The 12,290-nt window shown below is 33.4% G+C and carries 7 protein-coding genes; all 7 read left to right on the top strand.

The annotated features are described in order from the left end of the window. The first annotated feature begins 21 nt into the window (after window positions 1-21). The 7 genes from ABS764_RS00550 to ABS764_RS00520 all read left to right on the top strand — a co-directional run bounded on the left by ABS764_RS00550 (window position 22) and on the right by ABS764_RS00520 (window position 12,272). Window positions 22-729: a DUF6250 domain-containing protein gene (locus tag ABS764_RS00550; RefSeq protein ID WP_408078881.1), complete on the top strand. Its 708-nt coding sequence runs from the start codon at window positions 22-24 to the stop codon at window positions 727-729. 37 nt (window positions 730-766) lie between these two features. Further along, window positions 767-1,855: a polysaccharide lyase gene (locus tag ABS764_RS00545; protein ID WP_408078879.1), complete on the top strand. Its 1,089-nt coding sequence runs from the start codon at window positions 767-769 to the stop codon at window positions 1,853-1,855. Window positions 1,856-1,931: 76 nt separating this feature from the next. Further along, window positions 1,932-2,786: a DUF1961 family protein gene (locus tag ABS764_RS00540; protein WP_408078877.1), complete on the top strand. Its 855-nt coding sequence runs from the start codon at window positions 1,932-1,934 to the stop codon at window positions 2,784-2,786. A 45-nt stretch (window positions 2,787-2,831) separates the two neighbouring features. Beyond that, window positions 2,832-5,597 carry a DUF4962 domain-containing protein gene (locus tag ABS764_RS00535; protein ID WP_408078875.1) on the top strand — a complete coding sequence of 922 codons (2,766 nt, stop codon included), beginning with the start codon at window positions 2,832-2,834 and terminating at the stop codon, window positions 5,595-5,597. Between the two features lie 247 nt (window positions 5,598-5,844). Continuing rightward, window positions 5,845-9,933, top strand: a complete 4,089-nt coding sequence (locus tag ABS764_RS00530; protein WP_408078873.1) for a hybrid sensor histidine kinase/response regulator transcription factor — start codon at window positions 5,845-5,847, stop codon at window positions 9,931-9,933. A 162-nt stretch (window positions 9,934-10,095) separates the two neighbouring features. Continuing rightward, window positions 10,096-11,226 (top strand): DUF4861 family protein, encoded by a 1,131-nt coding sequence (locus tag ABS764_RS00525; RefSeq protein ID WP_408078871.1) that lies wholly within the window; start codon window positions 10,096-10,098, stop codon window positions 11,224-11,226. 257 nt (window positions 11,227-11,483) lie between these two features. Further along, the gene (locus tag ABS764_RS00520; protein ID WP_408078869.1) at window positions 11,484-12,272 is read left to right on the top strand and encodes a gluconate 5-dehydrogenase; all 789 of its coding nucleotides are present in this window, start codon (window positions 11,484-11,486) and stop codon (window positions 12,270-12,272) included. Window positions 12,273-12,290 lie beyond the last annotated feature (18 nt).

Genomic DNA, 12,290 nt, shown 5'->3' with positions numbered 1-12,290 from the left:
ATAAACAGTTAAAAAGAAACAATGAAAATATTTTCTGATTTAGGATATAAAAAGACGATATTAAATTCTATCCTCTTTTTAATGGTAAGTGCTAGCTGTGTGGCACAAAAAAAAGTTAGGTTACTTTATAGATCAGATTTTTCTAAACCTCTAGACTGTAATGCTTGGATAGCTGAAATAGACAATATTCCGGGTTATACCTCGACGGTTTATACTCATAAAAACGCTTTGGTACTAGATACTCAAGGAGGTGTTACCGTTTGGTTAAATAAGGTATTGAATGGCAACATACAAATTGAATACGATAGAATTGTACGAATGGATAATAAATGTAACGACCGTGTCAGTGATTTAAACCAATTCTGGATGGCAAGCGACCCAAAAAACGCAAAGCTGTTCTCTCGTAATGGTAAATTTGACGAATATGACGATCTGTTATTATACTATGTAGGTATTGGAGGATGGAATAACACTTCTACTCGCTTTAGAAAATACCTTGCCACATCAAAACCTGTCATACAAGAATATACCGATAAAGCACATTTAATAGAAGCTGAAAAAACATACCATATCAAAATAATAGTAAAAAACGGCACATCTAGTTTTTGGGTAAATGACAAACTATTTTTTAATTATGTAGATCCAGCTCCACTTACTTCGGGATATTTTGGTTTTAGGAGTTTGCATTCCCGACAACAAATTAAAAACCTTCGTATCTATGCTCTTTAGCATTTAAAAAAAATATTAAAAATTTATATCATATAAAATGAAAAAAAGTAAATCATTAAAGCTGTGTTTTTCTCTGGTAAGTATGTTATTTATAACAGCATCCTATGCTCAAAACAATAAACAAATAGAGCAAAACACGATACGGAATATTAATTGGCGGTTAAGTGAGCAAAAAGACATAGCTACACCAGAACAAATCCTGGACAATCAATTTATTCCTATCGGTGATAAAGAACCAAAAGGTATCATTATCGAAGACATGAAAAACAAACATAATGGCAATCCTGTCTATAAGTTCATTTGCACTGGAGAAGCTAACCGAATTGAACTTTCTTCAACATTTGGAACCAAAGAAAACCTAAAAGGCTATTCTGACGAGGAAATCAAAGACTTATCAAAAATCTATGAAGGCTATATTAACTCATTTCATGGAAATTATGGTGATATAGTAACTTACGATTGGTATACCAGATTTCCGGAAGCCGAATCCCCTACAAAAGGTGGAATTATTGCACAAATCCACGGCAGACCAGACCGCACATTACTGATAAATCCTAAAGGAAAGTTGGTAAAATTATCAATACAAGAAATGACAAAAATGCTGGATACTATGTATTTTGATAAACACATAGGCAAAAACATTAAAACAAAAAAAACAAACGGTTGGCGTGTCGATGCAGCTGCAGGAGGTCCAATTGCCGAAATGAGTTATCGTCCGCCTTATTTATATATGTTGGTTCGCAGCAGTGCCGAACGTGTATCTGATAGTGAAACCAGAACCAGACCTTACCCTAATAAAGTAGCTGTAGGTAAGGTAATCGGTGAAAATGGAAAAACCGGATTCTTGGCATTTTCTGAGCCAACAAGCAGTGTGCCTATTAATAAGTGGATTCATTTTAAAATGGAAATAAAATACAGTAAATACAATCACAACGCTGACGAGGTTTTAGAAAAAGGGTATATTAAAATGTGGATGGATGACAAAGTGTTGTGCGATATCAAAAATGTTGACATAGGTAAAAACGACGAATTAGGCCCCTACTTCAAATATGGTATTTACAAACCCTTTAAAGATGGTTTTACAGTAGAACATAGTGGATTTAAAGAGACTATCCAAAAACAATAAGTAAATCCCCGTTAGTCATTTATTTACATTCGGAAAACTTAACTGATTATACTCAATAATGTTTAAAAAACATCAAATGAATAAAACGTTTCTAGCTTTTATTTTCTTACTCATTAGCCTTACCAATCAAGCTCAAACTGAAAAAAACAAAGTATTAGTTTGCAGTTATCAATTTACCAATAATAGTGAATTAAAAGACTGGCAAATGGAAGGAGAAGGAAAATCATACATCAAAAATGGAATGTTAATTTTAGAGCCTTTGCATTTTCAGATGCTAAAAAAGTTAATGGATAAAGGAAAGATTTCAAAAAAAAATAATACCGAAGAATATCAACCATACCTTATCAAAGCGATGAAAAAAAAGTATGGAAAGTATATTTCACGTTATTATGTTAATAATACTACCGATTCAGATTCAAACAAAAATGACCTACAATTTTATGGAGGCAGCTTTAATATTTGGAACAAAAAATTTTTAACCGAATCCAGTTTTTCTATCGAATTTGACTTTAAAGCACTTTATCCCACTCCATTGCATATGGTATTATTTTCTGCTTTGGGAACCAACGGAAAAGGAATTTTTGATGAAACATTTCCTAAGCGTAATGGACTTTCAACCGAACTTATGACTGGAAACCTGAATAATTATCGCATCTCATATTTTGAGCCACAACGCAAAACAGCCAATCTTCGGAAAGCTCCAGGTAGAAAATTGTTGTATGAAGGAGAAGACATTGTTTCTAAAAATCCAGATAAAACCTATCACTGTGAAATCAAAAAAATCAATGATGAAATCAGCTATATAGTTGACGGTAAATTGATTTTTAGCTACAAAGATAATCAACCTTTAGCAGGTGGTTATTGGGGATTCAGACTCATGCCTTGTGCTTTAGGAGCGTATGACAACATCAAAGTGTACAATTACAAATAAAATATAAACTGTTATTACCAATTCAAAACCTAACCGTATAAAACAATGTTCAAATTAAATTATCCATCAGCGCATAAGGTCTTCATTAAACTCCTCTTATTAGCTCCTCTATTTCTATTGGTACAGAATGTTTTTGCACAATCTACAGTAAAAGAAATTTTTAAAGGGTTTAATCAGTTTTCAGAGGCTTATAAAATTAGTAATAACGAATCTGACAACGGTAACGGTATTAAAAACATCAGCTTAAACGCTATTCGACAACAAGGCAACAGAGAATTTCCGTATCCTGTAAAAGGACATACGTTGATTGCTAATCCTCCAATATTTACCTGGCCAATGGCCGATTATGAATATCCAAAAACTTTTCCTGAAACACCCAGTAAAAAAAAATTAGAGGAATACCTGCGTTATGATTTTCAATTGGGGCAGGATAAAAAATTTTTCAAGACTATAATTAATGCAAATGGTTTACGAATGCCTTTTTATAATAATCATAAAGCCTTGGCACCCGGAACCTGGTATTGGCGTTATAGAGTAGCTGGTAAACAATGGTCACAAACATTTGAAATTGATATTTTACCAAACATACCAAAATTTGAATCCCCAAAAGAAAATGTTGCATTAAAACTAATTCCCTCGCAACATCCACGTATTTTCAAGCCCTTGAAAATAAATTCTCCAACAGCTGACCAAAGTAATTTAATCGCTCAATATAAAAGCAAAGCTAATGCCGCTCTGGGAAAAAATATAGTAACCTATAAAGTTAAAGGAGAAGAAATACCAGCTACAGCATCAAAACAAGAGCGAGACCAAATTTTGAAATTTCGTTTGCGTTACGAAATAGAAGGAATGTGTAGTGATATAGAAAACCTATTGATGGCTTATGATATTACACACAATGAAAAATATTTGGATAAAGCACTTACGTTTACCAGATACATAGCTTCTTTAAATGGTGTAGAGATGTACGAAATGGCCGATTTCTCTGCTTCTAAATCAATGTCAACTTTAGCTATGACTTATGATATCGCTTATGATAAAATTAATTTGGCTGATAAAAAACAATATGAAAATTTTATCATTCCTGTGGCAAAATTGATAATGGGAGAAGCTTTAAAAGAAAATATAGGCTCAGCTGATGGTATCGTAGGGGAACATTTTTTTCAACATATATTCCATAACGTGTTTGTAACATCAATGGTCATGAAAGACCATACTCCGGAAGCAAAAATATGGTTTGATATGTTATATAATATCTGGCTTTCCCGTTCTCCGGCAGGAGGTTTTGCTTCTGATGGTGTTTGGCCTAATGGCAATATGGGATACCTTCATGTGAGTATGGAATCAATGGTTAGTAATTTTATTTTATTTAGAGATTTATTTAACGTAAATACTTTTAGCCATCCCTGGTACTTAAATTGTGCCAATGCCCTGGCCTACACTATTCCTATCAAATCAGCAGGTGACGGTTTTGCTGACGGAAGTGATGAATGGGAGCAATTAAACAAATTACGAACCGGATTTGCCTATATTCTTGGGCAGGAGCTAAACAATCCTTTTGCTATTAACTACGCTTATAAAATTTCCAACCAATCTTTAGACAGCATTTATCAGTTTAATGGAAGTGTTTTTTCTGATTATCGCCTACAACACCAGCCAAAAAAAATAATGCAATTAGATTGGAAAACAATTCCACAATCGGCAGTTTTTCCTGAAAGCGGTATTGCAGTTATGAATACGGATGTGCTGGATGCCAAAAAGAATTTATTTCTTTCCTTTTACAGTTCGCCATTCGGAATAGGATCGCATGCTTTAGCCGAACAAAACAGCTTTAATATCATTTACAAAGGGAAACCTTTGTTTTACCCAACTGGCTACCGTATTACTACACAAGATAAACATTATCTGTTAGCACAAAAACACAGCAGAGCCAGAAACACTATTACTGTTGACGGAATGACACAAGGCTATAGTCAAAAAGATTACGGATGGTTGCCCAGATATTTAGACGGAGAAAACATTACCTATGTGATGGGTGATGCTTCAAACGCTTATAAAAAAATGGATTCAACTATAATCAACTGGATTACAGTATTAAAAAATGCCAATAGTTACGATACTAAAAACGGATTTATCATTAACGATGAGGACGATCCTAAAGTGAGTAAATTTCGTCGACATGTAGCTCTTTTACGCCCCAATATTGTGGTAGTCTATGACGAACTGGAAGCGCAAAAGCCTGTAAACTGGACTTTCCAACTGAATGGTTTGCAAAGAGCAAATATGACATTAAATCCCAATGATAAATCATTAATTGCTAATACCGATAATGGTGATGCTTTGGTAAATGTTTTTAGCAGCTTGCCAACGGCTAAAAAATTGGTCGATAGTTCTTTTGTAAAACCATTTGATTGGCTTAATCCACAAAGAGGAAGACCTGCCAAAAAATTTGACAAACAACAATTTCATTACAAGGTTGAAAACGTCGAAAAATCAAAACAGATGCGCTACTTTGCCGTAATACAAATCGATGAAAGTAATGGTCTATCTTTTACAAACATACAACCAGATAACAAAGGGAATATCGCTATAGGTGATTATATGATAAATGCCCAACTGAACTTAGATCAGCCGGCGAGATTGGAAATAGAAAATAAAAAAACTGGGGAATATTTGTTGTATGGTCCATCTAATGGTGCTTCAAAAGCAAAAGGACGTAAATTTTCGTTAAGTACCATTTTAGTAAATAGTTCGAATGGTTTTCAGGAATCGATAGACCGCTATCCAATGATGGTTACAGATAAAAAATGAATGTAACGAATATTATTTTCTGCTAAAAAATTAAAAATGCGAATACAAAAGTTATTAATAAAAGTTTAAACAAAATCTAAATATTTTTAATTAAAATCTAAACCCATTCAAAAAAGATATCATTAGTTTTACTTCTCAAGAATCTAACTGTTTTTTAACTTTTTAATGTTCAAAAGAAGTAAAAAACACACAATAATAACTATATTGTAGTTGTAAAATGCAACAATTACAATCCATTATAAAGAAAATGAAACATTGGACTAAACATATAGTAATTTTACATACCTTTTTTGGTATTTTACTTTTTTTATTACTTCCTGCAGGTACAGTTACTGCTCAAAATAGTAATAAACAGTTTAGAAATATTTCAGTAGATAAAGGACTTTCACAAAGTTCTGTCTTTGCAATTCAACAAGATGCTCTTGGTTTCATTTGGATTGGAACTCAGGATGGTCTAAATCGTTATGACAGTAAAGGTTTTAAGGTATATCGTCCCTTACAAAATGTTAAAAACAGTCTGCAATCCTATTATATCCGAAGTTTATTTACCGATCATAATGGTCAATTATGGATAGGTGGAAATCAGGGAATCAGCGTTTATAATTATGATACGGATAGTTTTATAAACTACAAACTGCCTCGTACTTTAGGTGAATGGTATATTTCCTCTATTACAGAAGACAGTGCTCATCAAATTTGGGCAACCTCAATTGCTGGAGATGTTTTTATGCTTTCGCCAAATGCAGAAAACTTTGTCCCAATTAAATTCAATGCTTCCTCCCATGAAATTAAAAAAATCGCATACATCGGGCTTTGGCAACAGCAAATTATTTTAGGTACCGATGTTGGCCTTTTTAAATTAAAACCAAATACCCATCAATTAATCAAATTTAATCTAGGAGCAAAAAAACCTTATATCAACGATGTTTTTATCCAAGGTAAAATAATGTGGATTGCAACAGAGGGTTATGGTCTAATTCAATACAATGCTGAAAACGGAAAAATTAGTTCACTACTACACAGCACTACTGCAAATAGTCTAGTGGATAACAATGTTAGATGTGTAGGGAAAGATACAGAAGGGAATATCTGGATTGGGACTTTTAAAGGGCTTTCCATTTACGATTTAAAAAACAATTCTTTTACTAACTATTACCACCAAATAGCGCAGCCATATACCATAAGTCAAAATTCGGTGCGCTGTTTCTTTAGAGACAAACAAAATGGTATTTGGTTAGGAACTTATTATGGTGGGCTTAACTATTACCATAAAAATGATATCAAGTTTAATCTACTTAGTCAGAATTCAGGAAAACCATCTTTAAATGATGAAGTCATTGGTGTAATCAAACAGGATGCGAAAGGTAATTTTTGGATTGGAAGTAATGATAAAGGACTAAATTACTGGAATAAAAATACCAATACCATTACTTATTATTCAAATAATGAAAATAATCCAAATAGCTTAAGTTCAAACAATATCAAAGCCATTGCTTTTGATAGTAACGGAAATGTATTGATTGGTACTCATAATGGGGGATTAAATTTGCTAAATCCCAACAGTGGTAGTGTACAGCGTTTTCTTCACGATGAAAACAATCCCAGTTCCATAGCTGGAAACCTGGTTTATAGCATCTTAAAAGATTCCAAAAACCGTATATGGGTGGGTACACGATCCGGATTGGATCAGTTTCATCCTGAAACCAAATCTTTCACGCATTTCCATTTAGACAAAGCAGGAAAACGCCCTTCTTCAGATGATATTACCTATCTTTTCGAAGATAGCAAACATCGAATTTGGATTGGAACTACCAATGGAGTTACATTGTTTTATCCTGACAATATTCTATTTGGAGATCTGGGACACGGAAAATTAAGTGATGATATTATCAATTGTATTACCGAAGACAAAAAACATCGAATCTGGATTGGAACCAGAGAAGGATTGCGCCTGTATGATGAAGCTCAGGAATCGTTTAAAAGCTTTAAAGGAACAATAGATTTTGTAAAAGAAACAATTTACGGTATAGTTCCAGATGATGATGAAAATCTATGGATTTCGACTAATAGAGGTTTGATAAAATTCAACCCAGACAAAGGGACGGTACAAACCTTTGATGAAAGTGATGGTTTACAAAATAAACAATTTAACGAATATTCCTTTTATAAGGCTAAAGATGGTATGCTCCTTTTTGGAGGAATCAAAGGTCTCTCCTATTTCTATCCATCAATGGTAAAACAGCAAGCACTTCCTTTAAAATTGAGTTTCACAGCACTGGAAGTGTTAAATAAAACCGTTGCAGTCAATGATGAAACTAAAATTCTCCAAGAACACATTGATCAGGCTAAAAGCATCGAAATTGGACATGAATACAAACAATTCAGTATCTTTTTTAATACGTTTAATTACATATCGTCTAATCGGACACAATACTATTATAAATTAAATGGAATTGATAAAGATTGGCAACGTACGGACCAACTAAAAATTAGTTACAGCAATCTGCCTATAGGAAAATACGAGTTGCAAATTAAAGCTATGGGACCTAATGGCGAAATGAGCGCCATTAGAAATTTAGACATTAAAATTCTACCACCATGGTATAAAGCTACTTGGTTTATTATTTTAGTATTAATTGTTATTGGTACAGCTTCTTACATTGGTTTCCGGATGATTACCGAACGTATTAAAGCATTGCAACAATTAAAATTAGAACGGATCGATAAGAAAAGAGTCCGTGAAATTAATCAGGTCAAAATGGAATTTTTTACCAATGTTTCTCATGAACTTCGAACTCCGTTAACGCTTATTTTAGCACCTTTAGAAGAATTATTGAAATTGCCGTTTACCGATAAAGCAACCAAGAAAAAACACGAATTGATGTTTCTTAATGCGAAAAGACTTTACAATTTAGTGGACCAACTATTTGAGTTCAGAAAAACCGAAATGGGAACACAACAGCTCAAAGTGGGTAAAAGTGATATTGTACATTTCATTAATGAAATTTACGAATCATTCAAACCGCTTTCTGAAAAAAAACAAATTCATTTTTCAAACCATTCTTCTGAAAAGGAACTCTCCTTTTATTTTGACAAGGATGCAATGGAAAAAATATTATTTAATCTTTTATCCAATGCCTTCAAGTATACCGAAACAGAACATAATATAAGCATCGAATTATTGAAAAAAGAAGATCAAATAGTAATCAAAGTAGCCGATACCGGAATGGGGATTAGTGAAGAGGATCTAGCTAAAGTTTTTGATCGTTTTTATCAGGTAAATAATAAAGAAATGAATTTGGGTTCTGGTGTGGGATTGGCTTTTACCAAACGTTTGGTCGAATTGCATCATGGAACTATTACTGCCGAAAGTACTAAACAAGAAGGAAGTATTTTTACCGTAAGTCTGCCTATTTCTGATGAAGCTTATAAAAATGATATACACATCGACAGTAAAACGCAGGAAACTTCTATAGTTACTGAAAATGAGAACACAACCGAAAATATTTTCCTCTTAGAAGAAAATGAAGAATTAATCAATGAAATTACAGAAGGGGTACAAGCTATTAAACTACTAATTGTTGATGATAACAAAGAAATTCTAGCGTATTTACAGGATTATTTCTGCAAAATGTATGAAGTAACAGTAGCTTATGATGGTCAAATGGCATTAGATTTACTGGAAGTTCAACCATTTGATATCATTATTAGTGATGTAATGATGCCAGAACTTGATGGACTACACTTTTGCAAACGGGTGAAGCAAAACATCAATACATCCCATATTCCTTTTATGCTTTTAACGGCCAAAACAGAAACCAGTCAGCAAATAAAAGGATTAGAAATGGGCGCTGACGATTATATTACAAAACCTTTTTCAACGCAGTTATTAGCTGTAAAAGTAGCCAACTTACTTCGCTCTCGTAAACGCCTTAAAGAATATTATTCTGCATCAAAAGAAATGGTTCCGGAAAATATTGCTTTTAATACTCTTGATGAAGAATTTTTGAAAGAAGCTATAGGTATCGTTGAAGAACATCTGGCCGATTCTGAATTTACTGTAGATGTATTTAGCAGACAAATAGGAATGAGTCGCTCCAACCTTTATTTGAAATTGAAGGCAATTACTGGTGAATCGGCAATGGATTTCATAAAGAGAATACGCTTTAAAAAAGCAGTAGAACTCATGCAGAGTAAGCGATACACCATAGCACAAATTACTTATATGTGCGGTTTTAATTCGCCTTCCTATTTTTCGACAGCATTTAAGCAACATTATGGCTGTATACCAAGCGAATATTTAGCCAAAATGGACAATACTAAAAACGGCTTTTAAACGGTCAAAACAAGTTCTACTTTTAAAACCAAGATCTCGACAAATGACTATAGTCATTAGGAACGAGTACGCCCAATTTCGCCTATTTTTTAAACATAGTATTAAAACTAAAAGCCATAGAGTACAACAAATACAAACAATTACATAAATAAATAAAAACTCATGAAATTTATCCAATTAATTTGGGGAATTGCTTTTATATTCTCCTTCCCTACTTTGGCACAGACAAAAGCCACTGTTTCCATCCAAAACAATTCGGATTTAGATCGAAAAGAAGCCGTGGTGTCTGTAAAATGGGATGCTGTTTTATCTCATTTTCCTCAAATAGACACTACTAATTTTGTAGTGATTAATCTTGCTACAAAAAAGCAGGTTTCTTATCAATTAGAACATCTGGGTAATACATCAATCCAAAACTTATTAGTACAAGTTGATGTCAAAGCAAAATCAACACTTTTACTTTCGATTCAAAAAGGAAAAGCAGCAGCAATTATTACCAAAACTTACGCTCGTTATGTTCCGGAACGCAAAGATGATTTTGCCTGGGAAAACGATAAAATTGCCTTTCGTACTTATGGAAAAGCGTTAGAAAAACAAGTTGGTGATGCTTATGGTTTTGATGTATGGGTGAAACGAACTGACAGAATGATTTTAAACGAACGTTATAAATTGGCAGATTATCATGTTGATCATGGCGATGGATTAGATTATTATCATGTTGGTTTTTCATTAGGCGCAGGAAATATGGCACCTTACATCAATGATACTATTCGATACTCAGGAAATTACCATCATTGGAAAGTATTAGATAACGGCCCATTGCGTTCTACTTTTCAATTAATGTATGATACTTGGAATGCTGGTGGCATACAAGTTAAGGCTACTAAAACCATATCAATTGATGCAGGTTCTCAGCTTAATCGCATCGAAAATCAATTTACTTTTGATGGGAATAAACCAATGCCAGTAGTTGTTGGTATTATCAAAAGACCAGAAGCTGGAAATATTTTATTAAACGAACAATTAGGTATAGTAGGCTATTGGGAACCTACTTTTGAAAAAGATGGTACCACTGGTGTTGGTGCAATATTAACAACTCCTGTTATTAATATGTTAGTTAACAAACAACAACTATTAGCTAAAACCACCGTTAAAAACAACGAATCTATCGTTTACTATGCTGGAGCAGCCTGGAATAAGGCCGGAAAAATCACCAATTCTAAAAAATGGTTTGATTATTTGAATGATTTTAATCAATCCATCAAAAATCCTTTGATTGTAACTGTAAAATAATGCTTATTCCATTTCATTAAAAGGCGATTAAATCAAAAAGATTTAGTCGCCTTTTTTTTATTTTAATCAATCCTGTTTCTTCAAATATCTAAATATAACCCCCATAACCATTGATTTATAACCATAAAACAAGCTGTTTACACAAATTCGAAAGTTAAATGGTAAATATTGAAATAGCTTTTTTGATTTCAAATATAACTTCGCAATATCAAAACTGATAAAAGCCAAAATAAATACTAACTAAAACAATTAAAACAATGTCAATTAACTTATTTGATTTAACAGGGAAAACAGCTTTAATAACTGGAGGAGTTCATGGTTTAGGAATGGCAATGGCCAAAGGACTGGGACATGCAGGAGCGAAAATTGTAGTCAACGATCTTTCGCAAGAGGCATTAGATAATGCAATTGCTGAATACAAATCGGTAGGAATTGAAGCTTACGGCTATGTATTTGACGTAACTGATGAAAGTGCTGTAATTGCAAGTATAAACAAGATTGAGTCAGAAGTAGCTCCAATAGACATTTTAATCAATAATGCCGGAATTATCAAAAGAACCCCTATTATCGAAATGGAGGTTAAAGATTTCGCAGCGGTAATCAATGTCGATTTAATTAGTCCGTTTATTGTTTCTAAAAATGTAGCGAAAGGAATGATTCAACGTGGTGGTGGAAAAATCATTAACATCTGTTCTATGATGAGTGAATTGGGTAGAGATTCTGTAAGTGCTTATGCTGCTGCCAAAGGAGGATTAAAAATGCTAACTAAAAATATGGCTACCGAATGGGCCAAGTTTAACATCCAAACTAATGGAATAGGTCCTGGTTATTTTGCAACGAGCCAAACTGCTCCAATCAGAGTAGACGGACATCCATTTAATGAGTTTATCATTAGCAGAACACCGGCTAATCGTTGGGGAGACCCGGAAGATTTACAGGGTGCTGCCATATTTTTATCTTCAAAAGCAAGTGATTTTGTAAACGGACACATTCTTTATGTTGACGGAGGAATATTGGCAACTATTGGGAAGCCCTCAAATGAATAAATTATAGAACCTTATCTA

This window comes from Flavobacterium plantiphilum, assembly GCF_046000495.1.
Taxonomy (GTDB): domain Bacteria; phylum Bacteroidota; class Bacteroidia; order Flavobacteriales; family Flavobacteriaceae; genus Flavobacterium; species Flavobacterium plantiphilum.
This window is presented reverse-complemented; position numbering and strand designations above follow the sequence as displayed.